The following is a 17,897-nucleotide window of genomic DNA, read 5'->3' as shown; positions in this document are numbered from 1 at the left end:
CTAGATAGCAGAGATTTTACTTCCCTATTCAATTCACCGACTGCTGCTTCAATGCCTCAGTTGCATTTTTCTTTTGAAAGCAGATTGAAATGACAAAACTGATTGCATCGCTTTACATCGTTTGCAGTTTGACAGGAGCGACAGCCTCTAGTTATGCCGAAAATGCGAATGGCGTTGCTGCACAAAATCAGTTCTCGGACACAGAAATCAAACAACAAATTGACCGCTATATAAAAAGCGAAATGCAGGAACGTCGCATTCCTGGCATGCAACTGGCTGTCGTTAAAGGTGGCAAGATTGTTTTGTTGAAGTCGTATGGGCTGGCGGAGATTCCCAATGCAGTGGCGGTGAACAACCAGAATGTGTTTTCCATCAATTCTGCGACCAAGTCATTTACTGGTGTGGCCATCATGCAGCTGGTGGAAGAGGGCAAGCTGGATTTATCTGCTCCGGTGTCGCGTTATCTGGATGGTCTACCGCTGACCTGGCAGGCGGTGACTGTGCGGCAGTTGCTCACACATACCTCGGGTATCCCTGACATTGTCAGCAGCAAGATACCGTCGCTGGCGACGCCTCAAGAGGTGGATGCGGCATGGGCTGCGATACAGACCTGGCCTATGGAATTCAAAACAGGTGAGCGCTATCGCTACAACCAGACCAATTATATTTTGCTGGGCAAGATCATAGACCGTTTGAGTGGCATGCCGTTTATAACGTTTTTCCAGAAGCGACAATTTGACGTTGCAGATATGCGCAGCGTGGGCTTTGGTGAGTCACGTGATGTGATACCGCACAAGGCGGTGTCCTACAGGTATGAAGAACCGGGTGGCAGCTTGAGGCATATCGTTGAGACCTACCCGCCATTCTTGCGCACGGGTGCGGGCATGAATAGCAGTGCCGGGGATGTGGCCAACTGGCTCATCGCGCTGCAACAGGGCAAACTGATTTCTGCCGCGGGTTTGAAGCAGCTCTGGACGCCGGGTACTTTCAACAATGGGAAGCCAACTGCCTGGGCGCTGGGTTGGCCAGTGATGCGTCAGGGTGAGTATGCTGCGGTGGCTGGGGTGGGTGGTGCGCGTTCGGCGTTCTATGTGTACCCCAGCCAGGATCTTGCCATCGTCACATTGACCAATCTGGCGGGCGCTGATCCGCAGGGCATGATCGATGATATTGCAGGTTTTTATTTGCCGGGCTTGAGAAAAGCGCATGGCGGCGCTTATGCTGCACATCTTTTGCGTGAACAGATTGCGCAGGATGGCTACGCTGGGCTGGCGGTGAAATTGAACAAGATCAAGACGACCCAGGGTTTGCCCGATCCGTCTGAAGATGATTTCAATTCCTGGGGTTATCGCTTGCTGAGCAAGAAGATGGCTGATCAGGCGGTGACGGTGTTTGGCCTTGGGGTACAGGTCTATCCCAATAGCGCGAACCTGCATGACAGCCTGGCGGAGGTGTATGAGTTTCAAGGAGATAAGCTGGCTGCCTTGAAGCATTACCATTTGTCGCTGGGGCTGGATGCGCAGAATAGACATGCTGCGGAGCGGATAGCGGCCTTGGGTGGAAAGTAAGTGAGAAGTAAATATCCCCATCTGTTGACAGCTAGCCTGGATTAGCTGTCAACACCATCATGCTGCTTGATATGCCTGTCACACTTTCCACGAACGGCGGGCTTCTTCTGCAATCACATCTGGATACTCTTCCTGAAAAAACAGCTTCCCTTCTGGTACCACGCGTATGCCACGTGATTGTGGGTGCCTTGCAGTCACGCCTGTGCATCGTTATGTCATGGAGCCATGCTTGCAACGCGCACGCCAGCTCATGATGGAAGGCAAGCAGAGCATGACAGACATTGCCCTTGAAACAGGCTTTATCCACTCCAGCCACCTGGCCCGCAACATGCGCTGTGTACTGAGTTCGAGTCCGGCGCAGATTTGCGGGATGTCGTGTCATCGGCTACGATAAAATAAGCGAGTTTTCTGGACGAACAATCTTGAATCAGTTAATTCGATACATGCGAAAGGAATGTACTATGAAATCTCTGTTTGCAGTTTTGCTGTTCCTGGTTTCACTGAGCGGGTTTGCAGAAGAGCAGCCTGCTCTTGTAAAAAAACTGGTCGAAGGATCTCCATGGGTGTTTACGACAAAATACGAAAACACGGTGATACAGTTCAGGCTGACTGCTGAAGGTGAATTTCAAAAGCTAGGGCAAGACGGGGAGTGGAAAAAAGTAGCTTTGTCTCAGGATGGAAATATCTACTGGCAAACGATAAAAGGACATCAGATAAGTATCAGGCTCAATGAAGCCGGGGAACCAGTTGCGGCGCATTCCAAACATGCTTCGACTTTTAAATCGCAGGCTAAAAATCCCTAGAAATTATATTTACTTGCCTGTTCTTCGGGGAAACAACTTTCTTGCATTTTGAGAGAGCAAGTGAAGATGCAGTTGTGGCAGCAGTGGCAGCTTGACCGGTTCGAGAAATTTATTTTGTCGAACCAGTCAATCCGTCAGAGTTATTCACCCTTTGCCAAGGATGAATTTTTATTTCAGCCTATCCCATGCGCCTGCTGATCTGCATGGTAGCTGGATCGCACCATTGCACCAACGGCTGCATGAGCAAAGCCCATTTTGTAGGCTTCTTCTTCATACATCTTGAAGACGTCAGGGTGGACATAGCGGCGTACTGGCAAGTGGTGGCCACTTGGTGCCAGGTACTGGCCTATGGTCAGCATGTCGACATTGTGGGCGCGCATGTCGCGCATGACTTGCAGGACTTCTTCATCGGTTTCACCGAGGCCTACCATGATGCCGGATTTGGTGGGGGTATTCGGGTGTTGTTCCTTGAAGCGTTTCAGCAGGTTCAGGGAATATTCATAGTCAGAACCCGGGCGCGCTTCTTTGTACAGGCGCGGGGCGGTTTCGAGGTTGTGGTTCATGACATCTGGTGGTGCCATGTTGAGAATTTCCAGCGCGCGGTCCATGCGGCCACGGAAATCCGGTGTCAGGATTTCTATGCGTGTCATCGGGGACAATTCGCGCACGCGGGTAATGCATTCGGCAAAGTGGGCGGCACCGCCGTCGCGCAAGTCATCGCGGTCTACTGAGGTGATGACGACGTAGCTGAGCTTCAAGGCCGCGATGGTTTTTGCCAGGTTGGCTGGCTCATCGACATCGAGCGGGTCCGGGCGGCCATGGCCGACGTCACAGAATGGGCAGCGGCGGGTGCATTTGTCGCCCATGATCATGAAGGTGGCCGTGCCTTTGCCAAAGCATTCACCTATGTTGGGGCAGGAAGCTTCTTCGCAGACTGTCACCAGTTTGTTGGCGCGCAGGATGTCCTTGATTTCATAAAAGCGGGTGGTCGGTGAACCGGCCTTGACGCGTATCCAGTCTGGCTTGGGCAATCTTTCCATCGGGATAATCTTGATGGGGATGCGCGCAGTCTTGCTTGCCCCTTTTTGTTTTTCGGTGGGATCGTAAGCGGCGGTGGCGACGGGTGTGTTTTCGGTTGTCATGGTATGAAGCGATGTCGAAAAATCAGGGGGCAGTCAAAAGATCTTGCAAATTCTGTGCGAGTACATTCTGGACTTGGGCTAGCGGCACGGTCACGCCCAGGGTTTTCATGTCCACGGTGGCTAGACCAGCATAGCCACAGGGGTTAATCCAGGAAAACGGTGTCAAATCCATATCTACATTCAGTGATACGCCATGATAGGTGCAGCCGTTGCCGCGCACTTTCAATCCCAGGGCGGCGACCTTGGCGCCTTGCCACTGGCCGTCGCTGACATAGATGCCGGGCGCGCCTTCCTTGCGTTCACCAGTGAGATTATACGCTGCCAGGGTGTTGATGACTGCCTGTTCTATCTTGTTGACGAATTCGCGGGCGAATAATCTTGCCTTGGGGTGGCTGCGGCGCAGGTCTATTAACAGGTAGATCACAACCTGGCCGGGTCCGTGATAGGTGACTTCACCGCCACGGTCGGTCTGCACCACCGGGATGTCATGGGCGGCGAGCACATGTGACTGGTCGGCGCCCAGGCCCAGGGTATACACGGGCGGGTGCTCGACGATCCAGAATTCATTTTGCGTATGCTCATCACGGGCATCAGTAAACGCGCGCATGGCGTCGAAAGTGAGCTGATAAGGCTCAATACCGCGATGGATGATGCGGGGTGTGACGTTGGGGGCGAGGGCAGCTTGCATAGGCTGCTAGTGTAACATTTTGTTGGGGCGGGGTCTTTGCTTGTGTAAACACCATATTAGATGGATACGTGATAAGTTTATGGTGGTGTAGGTTTGTCGTAGGTTGGGCTGCGCTGTATCAGCCCAACACTCGGCGCTTAAATTACGTATACGTTTGTTGAGGCCCAGTGTTGGGCTGGTAAAGCGTAGCCCAACCTACAAGAAATGACGACCTCGCTTATCAAATCCTGACAGCCATGGTCTTCTCCACCCTGGCGCGGCCACCGACCATGAGACTGGGGATTTGCCCATCTTGTATATCCAGCTCCACCTTGATCAGGCTGGGAGAGGCGGGTTCCATGAGTACGCCTTGTTCTATCTGCAAGGTGGGGCCGGGGATATTGTATTGGGTGTAGAGCAGGCAGGCCAGCGGCCCGGCGGCGGTGCCGGTGGCGGCTTCTTCGCCTATGCCGTAGCGTGGGGCAAACATGCGGGTGCTGGCGGCGTTGCTGCTGTCTTGTACATCGAGGGTGAAGGGGTAAAAGCCGATGAGGTCCAGTTCTTCGCTGATATTGCCGATTTCTTCATGGTCAGGCTGGATATTGGCCAGACATTCGCGGCCCTTGACGGGGATAGCGAGGAAGGCATTGCCAGTATTGACGATGGTGGGCAGGCGGTCGCGCAGCAGGTCATGCTCGGTCAGGCCCATGCTTTGCAGTATGCGCGTATACAGATTCGGATTGTCGGTGTCGTCGGCAGAGATGGCCTGGTAGCGCGGGCTGCTTTGTTGCATGAAGGCCAGGTCGTCCTTGATGAGGATGTCGCGGTTGCCATCGATGGTTTGTTTGCTGCACAAGCCTTCCGTGACCTTGCCCAGTTCACGCAAGAGCGAGAATGTGGCTACTGTGGCATGGCCGCAATGAGCAATCTGGCGGTTAGGGGTAAAAAATTCCAGCTTGTAGGTGGCGCAGTCTGAGCTTGAGACAAAAGCGGTTTCTGACAAACCGACGGCGCGGGCAATTTGCAACTTTTGCTGGGAGGTGTAAATGTCGGCATTCAAGACCACGCCTGCCGGGTTACCACCTTCGTTCTGCTGGGTAAATGCGTGAATGATATGCACTTCTACTGACTCGCCCATGTCCATTCCTGTTGGAGGGCATGCGGAAAATTGTTCCAGCAAGGCGTCAGCGACGACGACAGTACTTTAGTACGACTAGGCGCTGCAACGCAGCTGGGGCAATTTTTCGTATGTCCGAATTGTTGGAATGGACATTATAGGAGTGAACTCCCCATACTTACCAGTTGGATTTTAGAGACCTGCCTTGTTATGCGCAGCAATCACATCGGCAGTATTCTTGACGATGCAAAATTCATTGTGCAGGCTGGCGAGGTGGATGCGGTGAATTTCCTCAGCCGGGATTAGTTCACCATTAACGCCAGGCCGATCAAAGGTGGCACAGGCATCGGCCACCAGCTCTACGCTAAATCCCAGGTTGCCCGCCATGCGTGTGGTGGTTGAGACGCAGTGATCTGTGGTCAGGCCTGCAATAACAAGCTGCTTGATACTCTTGGCCTGCAACCAGGCTTCCAGCTCGGTGCCGATGAAGCCGCTGTTCACTTTTTTAGTGAAAATCGCTTCGCCTGGCAACGGGCGCGCCAGGGGTTTGAATTCAAAACCCTCTTGCCCGGCACGCAAAGGCGAATCTGGCTCTTGCGACTGATGACGTACATGGATCACAGGCAGCTCTTGCTCACGCCAGTGTTGCAGCAGGGTGGCCATGTATTGCTCAGCCGCCGGATTATTACGCTGTCCCCACTTGGGGTGATCAAAGCCTTGTTGTACGTCAATCAAGATCAATGCAGTTTGTGCCATATTCGCCCCGGTGCTGCTTTTGTTATTCAGGCAAATGCCTGGCTCAATTTACGTGTCAGTTTTTGCAGGTAACTGGTGTCAGCCATAGTCGCTTTGATGTCGATCACGCTGGATACCGCAGACAGTTCAATGACACTGGCCTGGTTTTCTGCTTCGATGACGACGAATTGATGGGCTGGTATGACCATGGATTCGCCAGTGCTGAGCCAGTAGTCATCAAGCTGACCAGCAATAGTCAACCAGACGCGGCCACATGCCACTTCAATTTTGCGGGCGTGGTCGGCTGTGCCAGACAAGGTGCCACTGGCGGCAATCATGTATGATGGGTTTGCGAAATTATTTGTCATTTCTTTACTCCTGATATTTTACTGCTAAAGTGGCAATGCATTCTGCTGGATAGAGAGTGAAAATCACTTTGTTGCACTGCGATAGAAGCATTGTAGTCTTGCATCACAAGAAAATAAAACGAGTAATTTTTGAATGCCTTGCTAAATTAATTCACAATAAGTTCATACAAGATGGATTTTCGACGACTCCCCAATTTAGCTGCCCTGCGTGCCTTTGAAGCAGCGGCACGTCACCAGAATTTTTCCAGAGCGGCGCAAGAAATCCATCTGACCCACGGCGCGATCAGCCATCAGGTCAGGGCGCTGGAAGAAGAATTGGGTGTGCCGCTGTTCACCCGCCATGGCAAACGTATCAGCATCACGCCTGATGGCGAGCAGTTTGCCGCGACTATCAGAAAAGCCCTGATGGATTTGGGGGACGCTGCCGATTTGTTAAAAAAACGCAATAAGCAAAAGCGCCTGGGTATTACTTCGCTACCTTCGTTTGCGGCACGCTGGTTGTCGCCCCGCCTGGGGAGTTTTATAGAACATCATCCTGATCTGGAAGTCAGCCTGCAGTCCAGCAATCACCTGACTGATTACAATATGGAGTCTATCGATATAGGCATACGTTTTGGACTGGGTAATTATCCGGGCATGGTCAGTGAATTATTGATGGGTGACTATTATTACCCGGTCGCCAGTCCGCATTATCACGGTGGGCAATTACCGCAGACACCGGCAGAACTGGCCAGCATGCTGTTATTGCGCTGTGATGGCGAACCCTGGGAACCCTGGTTTCGCGCCGCGGGTCTGGACAATGAAGAACCAACCGGTGGCCTGGTATTCCAGGATTCATCCATGCTGGCACGTGCCGCGGTGGATGGTCAGGGTATAGCGCTGGGCAGGCATATCATCGTGCAGCCGGATATCAAGGCGGGTTTGTTGCAGCGCCTGTTTAATATTGATATACCTTGTGAAGTTGCCTACTACCTGGTGTATCCGCCAGGTGCATTGGCAAAGCCGCAAGTCAAGGCTTTCCGGGAGTGGCTACTGGCAGAAATCGCTGTAGAAAAAAAGCAGATGGATATGGCGGGGGCATTGACTACCAGCCCCTCATCTTTTGCAGGAGCGGCTTCCGCCGCGAAATGACCTGCACGGCAGAGCGTTCGCGGCTGAAGTTAATGCGTATGACTCACAATACGAATTTCACCATAGGGTGAGAAGACAGTGCACGATACAGATTGTCCAGTTGCTCACGGCTAGTGGCCAGGACGGTCACCGTGACCGAGATATAAGCACCTTTGCTGGACGGGCGCATTTCTACCTTGCCAGCATGAAACGTCGGGTCAAACGACGTTACGACTTCTACCATGGTCTGGGTGAAATCGTCGTGCATAGGTCCCATGATCTTGATGGGAAAGTCACTAGGATATTCAATCAGACTTTCTTCGGGGGGGATGGGTCTCATTTCCATAATGTTTCCAAATCTCAAAATAACTTAATGTCAGTATATGGGGTCTTGCGACTGAATTCCAATACCATCGCCCGCTCTCTTTGACATGGCCTGGTTTTCAGGCATAAAAGCTTGTCAGTGATGCCAGCGGCACATGCAAAGCCTCAGTCTGTGCCAGCTCTTCCAGCAAAAAATCCACGGTCGCCTTGACGCGGGGCGCAATCAGGGCGCGATGTGGATATTGCAATACCATCTGTCTGTTGCCTGCTTCATGAAAAGTGCCCAGCACAATCTTGAGCTTGTTGTCGCGCAAATAACGCCATGAATGGTGGACTGCCACCTGGGCAATGCCCAGGCCCATGACAGCCGCCTGCACTGCAGATTCAGGGGCTGACACCGTCAGGTCAGGCTCACGCGGGTAGGGGCGGTTTATCTCACCCTGCCTGAGCTTGAGGTTCCAGGTCGTCATTTTGCCATTCAAAAAACGCACGGCGATTTGCTTGTGCTGGTCCAGGTCGCTGATTTGTTGTGGCACGCCGTGCTGCTCCAGGTAAGAAGGAGCAGCCGCCAGAATAGTGTACAGAGGGCAGACTGCGCGCGCGACGATGCTGGAGTCTTCTATCATGCCGCCACGCAAGGCCAGGTCATAACCATCGCGCACCAGGTCTATGCGATGGTCATCAAAGTCAATCGCCAGCCGCAAGCCAGGGTGGCGCTGCTGCAATTTTGGCAACAAGGGCAGCAAGTAATGCTGACCAAAGGCATTGCCTGTCGATATCCTGACCTCGCCGACAACTTCTGCATGCTGGCGGCTGACGCTTTCTACTGCATGGTCAAGTGCATCAATTGCTGCGCGCGCGTTGGCCAGGAAAGTCTGGCCCTCGCGGGTCAATTGCAGTGAGCGGGTGCTGCGGTTCATGAGGCGCACGCCCAGGATCTGCTCCAGTCCAGCCACATTCTTGCTGACCGCTGCTGCTGAAATATGCAGTGCCCTGGCGGCTGCTGCAAAACTGCCACGGTCTGCTGCCTGTATGAAAGACATCATGGCAGGTATGCGTTGAGAGGCATCCAGTTTCATATTCGTAACTTCGAGTTGTGAGTGAAAATAAGAATAGCTGTCTTATCAACATTAATCAATGAGATCACAATCACTCCCATCAACACATACATGGGAGAAACAAAATGCAAACAGCTACAAAGACAGTCGCAGTCCTGGGTAATGGTATCGTCGGCGTTGCCATCGCCAAAGGATTTGCCAGCCTGGGTTATCAAGTGATCTTTGGTACTCGTAACCCTGATAGCGATAAAAGCAAGGGGGCGCTGGCTGCAGTACCAAGCGCAAGTGCCAGCAGCTATGCAGATGCGACCAAGGCTGCCGACCTGGTTTTCCTGGCTTTGCCATGGGATGGCTTATCTGAAAGCCTGGCATTGGCTGGCCCTGCCAATTTTGCTGATAAAACCGTCATTGATGCTGTCAATCCGCTACTGGATTTTGCGACAGGTTCGCCCAGGCTGGCAGTGGGCTTCAGTGATTCTGCCGGTGAGCTGGTACAAAGGCTGCTGCCACAGGCGCGGGTGGTCAAGGCTTTCAATACCATCGTCTTTACGCATATGGTGCAGCCAAAATTTTCGGATGGTCAGCCGGATATGTTTATTGCTGGTAATGATGCAGGAGCGAAACAGGAAGTGTCGGCCATCCTGCGTGATTTTGGCTGGCGCGGCGCGATCGACATGGGTGACATCACGGCAGCGCGTTTGATTGAGCCGCTGGCGATGTTATGGATAAGCTATGCCTTCCAGCGTCAGCATTGGACGCATGGGTTTAGTTTGTTGGGGCAGGCGAAGGCGTAGGAGGTTTGCTATCGGTGGCAACGTTGTAGGTTGGGCTACGGTTTACCAGCCCAACACTCAGCCTCTGCAAACGTATACGTTATCAAAAGCCGAGTGTTGGGCTGGTAAACCGCAGCCCAACCTACGTGGTAATAAGTGTTCGGTATGTTTAAGCTGCCTTGGCTGCCTGATACGCCGCATACAACTGATGATAAACCGCGCCGGGTTTGCCATCACCTATCACCGTGTCATCCAGCTTCACCACTGCCAGCACTTCCTTGGTCGCGGATGAGAGCATGACTTCATCGGCCGCAAAGACTTCTTCACGTGTGATGCGGCGGGCTTCCAGCTTGATCTGGTTAGCCGCGCACAGTTCTTCTATGAGGCCATAGCGTATGCCTTCGAGTATCAGGTTGTCTTTCGGTGGGCCCATGAGGACGCCGTCCTTGACTATCCAGACATTCGAGGCTGATGCTTCAGTCAGATAGCTGTCACGGAATTGTATGCTTTCGACCACGCCGTTTTCAGCAGCGTTTTGGGCTGCCAGCACATTGCCCAGCAAGGAGATGGATTTGATTTCGCAGCGCAGCCAGCGCTTGTCTTCCATGGAAACGCAGGCAACGCCGTTTTCACGTGCAGCCGCCGTCGGCAAGACAATGGGATTGGTCATGATGAAGACTGTAGGCGTGACTTCATCCTTGGGGAAGGCATGGGCACGCTTGGCAACACCACGGGTGACTTGCAGGTAGACCATCTGGTCATCGGCTTCATGGGCATCCATGACTTGGGCGATCAGTGCCAGCCATTCTTCCTTGCTATGCGGATTTGTAATACCTATGGAAGCCAGGCTGCGGAACAGGCGTGCCAGATGCTGGTCGGCACGGAACATCTTGCGTTGATAGACAGGGATGACTTCATAAATGCCGTCACCAAAAATAAAGCCACGGTCCAGCACCGGGATTTTGGCTTCGGACAGCGGCGTCATTTCGCCATTCAGATATACCAGGGGATCATTCATGATGTCTGTGCAAGTGGTGAATAGAAGAACTTATTCTCACACAGAATCAGGGCCATGCTTATGCAAATAAAGCATACAAGCATGGCCCTGAATATTGCAGTTACAGGTTTATTTGAACATCAAACGCACTGAATCCCAGGCGCGGCCAAAGATGCTGGCCTGGTTGACTTGTTCCAGCGCAATCACCGGGACTTCTGCGACGGCTTTACCATCGAGCATCATCTTCATCGTGCCCACCTTGCTGTTGAGGGCAATAGGAGCAACCAGCGGGTCTTTGCGTTCCAGTGAAGGTTTCAACTTGGCTGCAGCGCCTTTTGGCAAAGTCACATACAGTTCACGGTCAAAGCCTATCTTGACCTGGGCTTGTGTACCTTTCCAGACTTCTGGTGTGGCGATAGACTGGCCCTTGTCGTACAGCTTCAGGGTGTCAAAGTTCAGGTAACCCCAGTTCAGCAATTTCAGGCTTTCCTGCGCGCGTACTGAGTCACTTTCGGCACCGATGACGACCGAGATCAGGCGGCGCTGGCCCGTGCCATTGGGACGGTTTGCAGAAGAAATCAGGCTATAACCACCACTGGTGGTATGGCCAGTTTTCATGCCGTCTACGCTAGGGTCCAGCAACAGCAGGCGGTTGCGGTTGGGCTGGCTGATCTTGTTATAGGTATAGCTCTTGGTCGAGTAATAAGTTTTGTAAAAATCAGGATGATCGATAATCAGGCGTGCTGCCAGGTTGGATAAGTCCTGGGCAGTTGAATAATTATCCTTGCTGGGCAAGCCATGTGGATTGGCAAAGCGGGTGGCTTTGAGGCCCATGAGCTCTGCTTCGCGGTTCATTTGCACGACAAAGGCTTCTTCGCTACCCGCCACGGCTTCTGCCAGGGCAACGGCGGCATCATTGCCGGATTGTACGATCAGGCCATACAGTAATTCATTGATGGTGACGGGTTTGTTCGGTTCGATAAACATCTTGGAACTGCTGCCATCGACTTTCCAGGCACGAACCGAGACATTGATGCTTTGTTCCAGGTTGAGTTTCTTGTCCTTCAGGGCAGAAAACACCAGGTAGGCAGTCATGATCTTGGTCAGCGACGCAGGTTCTACACTCAAGGTAGGTTCCTGGGCGGCGATCACCTGGTTACTGGTAGCGTCGAGCAAGAGCCAGGATTTGGAGGCAATGGTAGGCGCAGGCAGGGTTTGCGCAACGGCAGCTGTCATTGACAGTAGCGAGATGGCAATTGAGGCAAGGAATTTTTTCATTGGTGGTTGCTAGTAAAACAAGGGTGACAAAAAATGAATAATCAGGTGTTGAGCCGATCCGTGATCCGTGTTTGTATGGCAGATCTGGCAATGCACATCATCAGGCTTTATCCCACATGCTGGTGATGAGTTGTTTGATATGGTGCAGGCGACGATGGAAGAAATGGTCGGCACCGGGTATCACGGTAACAGGTATATCTTGCGGGCGCAGCCAGTCCAGCACGGCGCTGAGCGGAATGGTGTCATCCAGTTCACCATGGATCAGGATGGTGTTGGCAGGTATGGCGGGCATATCCCATTTACCGGCAGCCGCACCGACCAGGGCCAGGCGCTCGGCTGGCTGGCCATTCTCCTGCAGGCGTTGCTGTAAACGGGCTTGTACAAAAGTGCCAAAAGAAAAGCCTGCCAAAGCCAGTGGCAAACCCGGGAAACGCGCACGCATGCTATTGAGCAAGACTTCCATGTCGTCGGTTTCACCCATGCCGGCATCATAGACGCCTTCGGACTTGTCAACGCCGCGAAAGTTCATGCGTACGGCGACATAACCCAGCGCCGTGAATGCCCGCGCCAGGGTTTGCGCTACCTTATTATCCATACTACCGCCATACAGCGGGTGTGGATGGGCTACCAGGGCCAGGCCTATAGGTGCAGCATGTGTTTCAGGATCGGGCAAGTCCAGCGCGCATTGCAAATTGCCAGCCGCACCCTGGAGTGAAAAATGTTCGGTTTGCGCATTCATGGTGATCAGACCCGCAAACGTTCGACGACACCGCCGCCTATCAGGTCGACATCAATGATTTCATCAATATCGGATTGATCGACAAAGGTATACCAGGTGCCTTGCGGGTAAACCACCAGCACCGGGCCTTCTTCGCAACGGTCAAGACAGCCGGCTTTATTGATACGGATCTTGCCCTGGCCATTCATGTCCAGTTGCTTGATACGGCGTTTGGCATGTTCCTGGGCAGCTTGCGCGCCACGGTCAGCACAGCAAGGGCGACCATCTTCGCGTTGGTTCAGGCAAAAAAAGACGTGTTTTTGAAAATAGAGTTCTTCAGACATAAGATATCCAGCCTGCGGTTGAGTCCGCCACCGGGTGGGTGATGGCGCTTGTTGCCCGCTATGATACTGCAATTGTGATCGCCGGGTCTGCTTTACACCGGACGCGGCTTGCGTAATAGCGCCCAGATCGCCAGATAAGGCCAGAACAAGGACAGGAATTGCGCTGCGCCATTGAAGTTCAGGAACTTGCCCTGCACCCAGGTTTGCATGGTGGCCGCAAAGTAGGGACTGTCCGAAATCAGGTTGATGACGATCAGCGATATTGTCAGCATCAACAAGGCCAGGCGCTTTTGTACCTGAGCTGGGGCAAAAGAAAAGCCATATAGCATGATGATGCTGATCAGGATGCCGCCACGCGCACCCGGCGTCAGCCAGGCGAAGGCATATTCCGGCTTGAACAACAGGGCGCTGGCCAGGGATTTGATGGTCAGTGCCGCTCCCAGCAATAGCACTGACAGTATGGTTTTAGGGGCATGGCGGTTGAGCAGACTCAGGCATATCAGCAAGGCACCGGTGCAACTGCATGCTGTGATGATGGTTTCCGAGAGCAGGTATTCTTCCGCGCTCGGTTCAAAACCCTGCAGCAGGAAAGCGCTGATGTCGATATCCATGCCCATCAATTCACTCAGGGTTTGCGAAATCACAGGGAAGATTTGCCCCAGGCCAAACAAATAAGCTTGTGGATAAATCTGTGCCATGGTCCATAGACCCAGCACCAGGACTTCACGGCTGGATTCTTTATGCGTCCATTGCTTGCGCAATAATTGCAGGCGGCCTTTTTCCAGTATCAGGGGAGTCAGCAGGGCACCCAGTATAGCCCCCAGTATCGCACCCGAGGTATTGGTCAGGAAATCCAGCAGGGAGGTAACACGGCTGGGCAAAAAGTTTTGTACTATCTCAGCCGTTGCCGAGATCACTGCCCCGCTCAGGCTGGCCAGCAGGGCAGCCCACCAGCGCGTAACCAGTGGATAAAGTGCAAACACGATGAGCATGCCAAAGGGGATATATCCTACGACATTGATGGAGGCATCAAAGCCACCCCAGTAGCGCGGCCATTGCTGTATCAGTTCCGGCAATGCAGCCACGCTGTTGGCTTGCCAGCCGGTGAACGGATACCAGCTCGCATACAGTATCAAAAACAGATAGGCGACCAGACTCACCCTGGCAAAGGGGGAGCTCTGCAATGAACTTAGCTGCGGGCTTGTTTCTGCGCTCGCTTCAGTGCCTGGTTCAGTGCCTGGTTCTATGTTCGGCTCAGGACTGAGCGTTTCCTTATCAGGGGCTTGCATACAGTATGTTTTACTTGGCTTATCAGCTTTATTTCAGCGGCAGGCTCATGATCCAGTTTTGTATTTCAATAATGCTGGCATCTGCAGCTTCCCGCATGGCCCTGGCACCACCCGGCGCATCAGCTGTGCTTGCCGGTATTTTCTGCTGGAAGCTTTTTTGAGCCAGCAATTTACGGTCCTTGATGACGGAGGCACGCAGGCTGATGTGTGCATTGCTTAGACTGGCAGAGCTGAATATCTGTGAAAACTCATCAAGCTCCAGGCGCAATAATGGCAGATTGGCAGCGCCGTCGCTATTCGTCAGCACATCGGCACCTTGTGCCACCAGGCCAGCTTTCAATCTTTGCAGCAGCAATTGTGCTGGTGGCATGCTCCAGCGGTGCAATGAATACGCCTTCAGTTGTTGCACATTATCATATTGCAGCCGGTACAACATGGCATTGCTATCCAGCGCTGGTGGGATGCTGATTTCGGCTATGCTGATTTGCAGCTTGCGTGTACCTGCTGGCGCAGATGTATTGGTAGCAAGCGGGCCAAAATCATATTGCTGGGCTTGCTGTGCCACTGGCGCGCTGCTACAGGCCGACAGCAGCATGAGTAAAAAGACTGCGCCGACATTGCTGAGGCGAGCTATCAATGCGGGATATATCATGCGAATTCCTTTACTTGGGGGCGACAAAGCCAGGTTCACCCGGACCAGGTGCAGGCAAGGGGTTGCCAAACAAAATGCTTTGCGGCCTGTCTTTCAGTGAATCTGACAAGCGGCCAAAAGAGCGCAGGCTGGCCTTGGCTTCGCCCGTCATCGTTTGTATTTTGGGCAGGGTATCCAGGGTCAGGCTATTGCCTACATTGTCCATCACCAGATTGAAGCGTGCCAGCGGGCCATCATCAGCTTGCAGGTTGCTTGTCAATTGATTCAGATTATTACTGAGCTTGCTGGCATTGGCAGACAGAGTGCGTACTTCTGCCATCGTCAGTTTTGCCTGGTCGGCCAGTTCAGGCAAGCGCGCCAGGGTAGGCTCAAACTTTGCTGGCAAGGCTTTCCAGGCCGCAGAAGCCTGGCCAAAATTCTCTACCGCAGTCATCAGTGATTTCTGGTTGGCCGGGTCCAGCATGGTGTTGAGCCTGCGTGCCAGTTCTTCAGTTTGTGCCAGGATGGCCTGGCCGCGTTTTTCCAGGTTTTGCATCATGCCGGGGCGCATGGGTATGCGTGGCACCACATCAGGATTATGATCTGCCACCAGCAATTGCTTGGATGTGCCTTCATCATCCAGTTGCACGAAGGCGATGCCCGTCACGCCCTGGTAACCCAGTGTGGCATAGGTGGAACTGGTGACCGGGGCATCGGGCAGGATTTCCAGGCGCAAGATGATTTGACCTGGATTCTTGTCATCAAAGTCGATATCGGTAACATTGCCGACTTTGATGCCCTTGTAACGTACCGCTGCCTGCAAGTTCAGGCCGGATACTGCCATCTCTGTTACGACATCGTAGGGTACGCGTTTGATTTTGTCGCGACCCAGCCAGATGGCCAGCACAGTAGCCAGTATTAACAGGGCGATGGTGAAAAACCCTGCCATGAGCGCATGAGATCTGTTTTCCATAACTTATATTTCCTGATGCGTTTTGGGGGGCAGCACTTCCATGGCGCGCAGGCCGCGACCACCGAGAAAGAAACTGCGGATAAATGGATGCTGGAAATCCACGACTTCCCGGGGCGTGCCCACCGTCACCACCCGCTTTTCTGCCAGCACGGCAATCCGGTTGGATAATGCAAACAGGCTATCGAGGTCATGCGTCACCATGATGACAGTCAGGCGCAATTGCTGGTGTAGCGATAATATCAGTTCAACAAAACTGTCTGAACGGTCAGGGTCCAGGCCTGCAGTCGGCTCATCCAGGAATAAGAGCTCCGGGTCCAGCGCCAGTGCTCGTGCCAGGGCGATGCGCTTGATCATGCCGCCCGACAAGTCGGCTGGCATCTTGCGCGCATGTTCAAAGGCAATATCAACCATATGCAGCTTCAGGTAGACCAGGTCAGTGATGAGTTCTTCTGGCAGTGTACCCAGTTCGCGCATGGGTTGGGCGACATTATCAAACACGCTCATGGCAGAATACAGGGCGCCATGCTGGAACAGCATGCCGGATCGCTTGCGCAAATAATCCAGATGACCATCCTGCGAAGTATGCAAGTCTTCGCCAAAGACCTTGATGCTGCCACGTGTCGGAGTTTCCAGTCCCAGCATTTGCCGCATCAGGACAGTCTTGCCCGAGCCCGAGCCACCGACGATGGAGAGGATTTCGCCACGCCTGACCTGCAACTCTAGTTGATCATGCACTACGGCACGACCAAACTGTGTGCGCAAATCCTTGATTTCTATAATGTATTCATTATCCATCAATATCCCGACTTGCTGAAAATGATGGCAAACACGGCATCGGCAATGATGACGATAGTGATGGCAACGACGACAGAATTGGTGGTGCCACGACCCAGGCTTTCGGTATTCGGTTCTATGCGCAAGCCATAGTGACAGGCAATCAGGGCGATCAGGACACCAAAGGTGACGCCCTTGGCCAGGCCTATCCAGTAATTCAGCAGGGGTACGGCTTCCGGTAATTTATAGATGAAAAATTCTGGCGACATGCCGAGCAGGGCCTGGGCCGAGATCATGCCACCAGCCAGCGCCATGACATCAGTCCAGATCACCAGCAAGGGCATGGCCAGCGCCAGCGCCAGCACCTTGGGCATGATGAGGCGATAACCATGCGGTATACCCATGACACGCATGGCATCCAATTCTTCCGTCACCCGCATGACACCAAGTTGCGCCGTGATGGCAGAACCAGAACGCCCAGCCACCAGGATCGCCGCCAGCATGGGCCCGAGTTCACGAATGATACTCATCCCCAGGATATTGACGATATATAAATCACCACCAAAAGTGCGCAATTGTTGCGCTGACAAATAGGACAACACCACGCCTATCAATATGCCGACCAGAGCCGTGATGCCCAGCGCTTGCGCACCAGTGCGGTAGACATTGGCTGACAATTCTTTCCATGGCGCTTTCATGGGATGGCGTGCAAAGCGTGCCAGGTCCAGCATGAGCTGGCCCAGCAAGGCAGTGAAACTGTGCAAGTGATTGAACAGGCCCAATACTTGTGCACCCAATTGCATGGTACGCGTCAGGCGCGGTTTGGCCGGTGATGGCAGGGCGATCTGGCTGACTTCTTCCAGACGGGCAAACAAGCCCTCATGGGCTGGCAGCATGCTGATGTGGGCAGGCCTGCGCTTGCCCCAGGTGCGCCACAGCATTTGTGCGCCTATGTGGTCCAGGCTACTGATTTGTGTCAAATCCCAGTGCAGCCCTGGTTGACTGGCGGCCTGTTGTAATTGAGCACTGATCTCGTGCATAGTGCTTTTATGTGACAGGACATGCACCAGCCAGGCACCAGCGACGAGGGCGGTAGGCTGTTGCTGGTGCGTGAATTGCAGGGTGGGCGCGATCTCGTGAGGCATATTTTGCAAGTGTAAGTGAGAAAGTGCATTTGCGGCAATCAAGCTGCCTCACATTCACCGGGTATAGCTATTTGATACCTGCC

Annotated in this window: 21 protein-coding genes; 5 read left to right on the top strand and 16 right to left on the bottom strand. The window is 53.2% G+C overall.

What is annotated here, in order from left to right; translation table 11 throughout:
- Positions 1 to 89 precede the first annotated feature (89 nt).
- The 3 genes from ACO0LF_RS22670 to ACO0LF_RS22660 all read left to right on the top strand — a co-directional run bounded on the left by ACO0LF_RS22670 (position 90) and on the right by ACO0LF_RS22660 (position 2,371).
- Positions 90 to 1,568 carry a serine hydrolase gene (locus ACO0LF_RS22670; protein WP_423018116.1) on the top strand — a complete coding sequence of 493 codons (1,479 nt, stop codon included), beginning with the start codon at positions 90 to 92 and terminating at the stop codon, positions 1,566 to 1,568.
- Positions 1,569 to 1,734: 166 nt separating this feature from the next.
- Positions 1,735 to 1,962, top strand: a complete 228-nt coding sequence (locus ACO0LF_RS22665; protein ID WP_423018114.1) for a helix-turn-helix domain-containing protein — start codon at positions 1,735 to 1,737, stop codon at positions 1,960 to 1,962.
- 67 nt (positions 1,963 to 2,029) lie between these two features.
- Positions 2,030 to 2,371 (top strand): hypothetical protein, encoded by a 342-nt coding sequence (locus tag ACO0LF_RS22660; RefSeq protein WP_423018112.1) that lies wholly within the window; start codon positions 2,030 to 2,032, stop codon positions 2,369 to 2,371.
- A gap of 173 nt (positions 2,372 to 2,544) precedes the next feature.
- On the opposite strand, the gene lipA is transcribed toward ACO0LF_RS22660, so the two are convergent.
- The 5 genes from lipA to ACO0LF_RS22635 form a co-directional block, all read right to left on the bottom strand.
- Positions 2,545 to 3,513, bottom strand: coding sequence for a lipoyl synthase (lipA, locus tag ACO0LF_RS22655; protein WP_423018110.1), 969 nt, complete (start codon positions 3,511 to 3,513; stop codon positions 2,545 to 2,547).
- Between the two features lie 22 nt (positions 3,514 to 3,535).
- A complete protein-coding gene (gene lipB, locus ACO0LF_RS22650; protein WP_423018108.1) occupies positions 3,536 to 4,201 on the bottom strand; it encodes a lipoyl(octanoyl) transferase LipB in 666 nt (221 codons plus the stop codon).
- 220 nt (positions 4,202 to 4,421) lie between these two features.
- The gene (locus tag ACO0LF_RS22645) at positions 4,422 to 5,318 is read right to left on the bottom strand and encodes a PhzF family phenazine biosynthesis protein (RefSeq protein WP_423018106.1); all 897 of its coding nucleotides are present in this window, start codon (positions 5,316 to 5,318) and stop codon (positions 4,422 to 4,424) included.
- Between the two features lie 171 nt (positions 5,319 to 5,489).
- Positions 5,490 to 6,053, bottom strand: a complete 564-nt coding sequence (locus tag ACO0LF_RS22640) for a cysteine hydrolase family protein (RefSeq protein WP_423018104.1) — start codon at positions 6,051 to 6,053, stop codon at positions 5,490 to 5,492.
- A gap of 26 nt (positions 6,054 to 6,079) precedes the next feature.
- Positions 6,080 to 6,400: a DUF2917 domain-containing protein gene (locus ACO0LF_RS22635; protein ID WP_423018102.1), complete on the bottom strand. Its 321-nt coding sequence runs from the start codon at positions 6,398 to 6,400 to the stop codon at positions 6,080 to 6,082.
- A 171-nt stretch (positions 6,401 to 6,571) separates the two neighbouring features.
- Between ACO0LF_RS22635 and gcvA the strand changes: the two genes are divergently transcribed.
- On the top strand, positions 6,572 to 7,531 hold the full coding sequence (gene gcvA / locus ACO0LF_RS22630; protein ID WP_423018100.1) for a transcriptional regulator GcvA: 960 nt from the start codon (positions 6,572 to 6,574) through the stop codon (positions 7,529 to 7,531).
- A gap of 43 nt (positions 7,532 to 7,574) precedes the next feature.
- On the opposite strand, the gene ACO0LF_RS22625 is transcribed toward gcvA, so the two are convergent.
- Together ACO0LF_RS22625 and ACO0LF_RS22620 are read right to left on the bottom strand one after the other, a co-directional pair.
- Entirely contained in the window at positions 7,575 to 7,856 is a 282-nt protein-coding gene (locus ACO0LF_RS22625; protein ID WP_423018098.1) for a DUF493 family protein, read from the bottom strand.
- Positions 7,857 to 7,953: 97 nt separating this feature from the next.
- Positions 7,954 to 8,913, bottom strand: a complete 960-nt coding sequence (locus tag ACO0LF_RS22620; protein ID WP_423018096.1) for a LysR family transcriptional regulator — start codon at positions 8,911 to 8,913, stop codon at positions 7,954 to 7,956.
- Between the two features lie 104 nt (positions 8,914 to 9,017).
- Between ACO0LF_RS22620 and ACO0LF_RS22615 the strand changes: the two genes are divergently transcribed.
- Positions 9,018 to 9,686, top strand: a complete 669-nt coding sequence (locus ACO0LF_RS22615; protein ID WP_423018094.1) for an NADPH-dependent F420 reductase — start codon at positions 9,018 to 9,020, stop codon at positions 9,684 to 9,686.
- Between the two features lie 148 nt (positions 9,687 to 9,834).
- Here ACO0LF_RS22615 and ACO0LF_RS22610 read toward each other — a convergent pair whose 3' ends face one another.
- From ACO0LF_RS22610 to ACO0LF_RS22570, 9 genes are all read right to left on the bottom strand, one after another.
- Positions 9,835 to 10,683, bottom strand: coding sequence for a D-amino acid aminotransferase (locus ACO0LF_RS22610; RefSeq protein WP_423018092.1), 849 nt, complete (start codon positions 10,681 to 10,683; stop codon positions 9,835 to 9,837).
- Positions 10,684 to 10,791: 108 nt separating this feature from the next.
- Positions 10,792 to 11,940 carry a D-alanyl-D-alanine carboxypeptidase family protein gene (locus ACO0LF_RS22605; RefSeq protein ID WP_423018090.1) on the bottom strand — a complete coding sequence of 383 codons (1,149 nt, stop codon included), beginning with the start codon at positions 11,938 to 11,940 and terminating at the stop codon, positions 10,792 to 10,794.
- 100 nt (positions 11,941 to 12,040) lie between these two features.
- The gene (locus ACO0LF_RS22600; RefSeq protein WP_423018088.1) at positions 12,041 to 12,679 is read right to left on the bottom strand and encodes an alpha/beta hydrolase; all 639 of its coding nucleotides are present in this window, start codon (positions 12,677 to 12,679) and stop codon (positions 12,041 to 12,043) included.
- 5 nt (positions 12,680 to 12,684) lie between these two features.
- A complete protein-coding gene (locus tag ACO0LF_RS22595) occupies positions 12,685 to 13,002 on the bottom strand; it encodes a (2Fe-2S) ferredoxin domain-containing protein (RefSeq protein ID WP_423008187.1) in 318 nt (105 codons plus the stop codon).
- A 92-nt stretch (positions 13,003 to 13,094) separates the two neighbouring features.
- Positions 13,095 to 14,291 carry a VanZ family protein gene (locus ACO0LF_RS22590; protein WP_423018086.1) on the bottom strand — a complete coding sequence of 399 codons (1,197 nt, stop codon included), beginning with the start codon at positions 14,289 to 14,291 and terminating at the stop codon, positions 13,095 to 13,097.
- 28 nt (positions 14,292 to 14,319) lie between these two features.
- A complete protein-coding gene (locus tag ACO0LF_RS22585) occupies positions 14,320 to 14,943 on the bottom strand; it encodes an ABC-type transport auxiliary lipoprotein family protein (RefSeq protein ID WP_423018084.1) in 624 nt (207 codons plus the stop codon).
- Between the two features lie 10 nt (positions 14,944 to 14,953).
- A complete protein-coding gene (locus ACO0LF_RS22580; RefSeq protein WP_423018082.1) occupies positions 14,954 to 15,895 on the bottom strand; it encodes an MlaD family protein in 942 nt (313 codons plus the stop codon).
- A 3-nt stretch (positions 15,896 to 15,898) separates the two neighbouring features.
- Entirely contained in the window at positions 15,899 to 16,690 is a 792-nt protein-coding gene (locus ACO0LF_RS22575) for an ABC transporter ATP-binding protein (RefSeq protein WP_423018080.1), read from the bottom strand.
- Positions 16,690 to 17,814, bottom strand: a complete 1,125-nt coding sequence (locus ACO0LF_RS22570; protein ID WP_423018078.1) for an MlaE family ABC transporter permease — start codon at positions 17,812 to 17,814, stop codon at positions 16,690 to 16,692. The genes ACO0LF_RS22575 and ACO0LF_RS22570 overlap by 1 nt, the downstream gene beginning before the upstream one ends.
- Positions 17,815 to 17,897: the final 83 nt, after the last annotated feature.

It is taken from the genome of Undibacterium sp. Di27W, assembly GCF_049340345.1.
GTDB lineage: Bacteria > Pseudomonadota > Gammaproteobacteria > Burkholderiales > Burkholderiaceae_D > Undibacterium.
Note: the sequence above shows the minus strand (reverse complement) of the source record. Positions and strands in the feature narration are given on the sequence as shown.

Excerpts from the sequence above, each read along its gene's own strand:
- ACO0LF_RS22595 (WP_423008187.1), bottom strand. The coding sequence starts at position 13,002 with ATGTCTGAAGAACTCTATTTTCAAAAACACGTCTTTTTTTGCCTGAAC.
- ACO0LF_RS22640 (WP_423018104.1), bottom strand. The coding sequence starts at position 6,053 with ATGGCACAAACTGCATTGATCTTGATTGACGTACAACAAGGCTTTGAT.
- lipB (WP_423018108.1), bottom strand. The coding sequence starts at position 4,201 with ATGCAAGCTGCCCTCGCCCCCAACGTCACACCCCGCATCATCCATCGC.
- ACO0LF_RS22660 (WP_423018112.1), top strand. The coding sequence starts at position 2,030 with ATGAAATCTCTGTTTGCAGTTTTGCTGTTCCTGGTTTCACTGAGCGGG.
- gcvA (WP_423018100.1), top strand. The coding sequence starts at position 6,572 with ATGGATTTTCGACGACTCCCCAATTTAGCTGCCCTGCGTGCCTTTGAA.
- ACO0LF_RS22580 (WP_423018082.1), bottom strand. The coding sequence starts at position 15,895 with ATGGAAAACAGATCTCATGCGCTCATGGCAGGGTTTTTCACCATCGCC.
- ACO0LF_RS22625 (WP_423018098.1), bottom strand. The coding sequence starts at position 7,856 with ATGGAAATGAGACCCATCCCCCCCGAAGAAAGTCTGATTGAATATCCT.
- ACO0LF_RS22590 (WP_423018086.1), bottom strand. The coding sequence starts at position 14,291 with ATGCAAGCCCCTGATAAGGAAACGCTCAGTCCTGAGCCGAACATAGAA.
- ACO0LF_RS22605 (WP_423018090.1), bottom strand. The coding sequence starts at position 11,940 with ATGAAAAAATTCCTTGCCTCAATTGCCATCTCGCTACTGTCAATGACA.
- ACO0LF_RS22600 (WP_423018088.1), bottom strand. The coding sequence starts at position 12,679 with ATGAATGCGCAAACCGAACATTTTTCACTCCAGGGTGCGGCTGGCAAT.
- ACO0LF_RS22620 (WP_423018096.1), bottom strand. The coding sequence starts at position 8,913 with ATGAAACTGGATGCCTCTCAACGCATACCTGCCATGATGTCTTTCATA.
- ACO0LF_RS22665 (WP_423018114.1), top strand. The coding sequence starts at position 1,735 with ATGCCACGTGATTGTGGGTGCCTTGCAGTCACGCCTGTGCATCGTTAT.
- ACO0LF_RS22635 (WP_423018102.1), bottom strand. The coding sequence starts at position 6,400 with ATGACAAATAATTTCGCAAACCCATCATACATGATTGCCGCCAGTGGC.
- ACO0LF_RS22610 (WP_423018092.1), bottom strand. The coding sequence starts at position 10,683 with ATGAATGATCCCCTGGTATATCTGAATGGCGAAATGACGCCGCTGTCC.
- ACO0LF_RS22585 (WP_423018084.1), bottom strand. The coding sequence starts at position 14,943 with ATGATATATCCCGCATTGATAGCTCGCCTCAGCAATGTCGGCGCAGTC.
- lipA (WP_423018110.1), bottom strand. The coding sequence starts at position 3,513 with ATGACAACCGAAAACACACCCGTCGCCACCGCCGCTTACGATCCCACC.
- ACO0LF_RS22645 (WP_423018106.1), bottom strand. The coding sequence starts at position 5,318 with ATGGGCGAGTCAGTAGAAGTGCATATCATTCACGCATTTACCCAGCAG.
- ACO0LF_RS22670 (WP_423018116.1), top strand. The coding sequence starts at position 90 with ATGACAAAACTGATTGCATCGCTTTACATCGTTTGCAGTTTGACAGGA.
- ACO0LF_RS22615 (WP_423018094.1), top strand. The coding sequence starts at position 9,018 with ATGCAAACAGCTACAAAGACAGTCGCAGTCCTGGGTAATGGTATCGTC.
- ACO0LF_RS22575 (WP_423018080.1), bottom strand. The coding sequence starts at position 16,690 with ATGGATAATGAATACATTATAGAAATCAAGGATTTGCGCACACAGTTT.
- ACO0LF_RS22570 (WP_423018078.1), bottom strand. The coding sequence starts at position 17,814 with ATGCCTCACGAGATCGCGCCCACCCTGCAATTCACGCACCAGCAACAG.